The organism is Acidithiobacillus concretivorus, from assembly GCF_018853445.1.
Lineage (GTDB): Bacteria > Pseudomonadota > Gammaproteobacteria > Acidithiobacillales > Acidithiobacillaceae > Acidithiobacillus > Acidithiobacillus concretivorus.
This window is the reverse complement of the sequence record NZ_JABELD010000155.1, coordinates 1-253: the sequence shown is the minus strand read 5'-3', so window position 1 is coordinate 253 and position 253 is coordinate 1. Positions and strand designations below refer to the sequence as shown.

The following is a 253-nucleotide window of genomic DNA, read 5'->3' as shown; positions in this document are numbered from 1 at the left end:
CGCCCGATTACAGGAAAACGGCATAGCCGCCCAGGTGGATCACCGCAGTCTGGCGGAGCAAGGTCAGGATCGGGCACCGACCCGGCATCTGGGGCCAGCGGCCAGTGGTTATGAGCGGCGGACCGGGCAACCGAGCCGCCGAAGGCTGGATTTTGAGCAGGAAGTTTCGGAACGATTAAAGCTGGCCAAGGAAGCGGGTGAGCTGGAGCGGCAAGACCTGGCGGTAGATCAGAGTATTCTTGATCTATCCGGC

1 protein-coding gene is annotated in these 253 nt (G+C 61.7%); it reads left to right on the top strand.

Translation table 11 applies throughout. The annotated features are described in order from the left end of the window. The coding region (locus HJG40_RS15625; RefSeq protein ID WP_215862556.1) for a MobA/MobL family protein at positions 1 to 253 on the top strand (253 nt) is incomplete at both ends.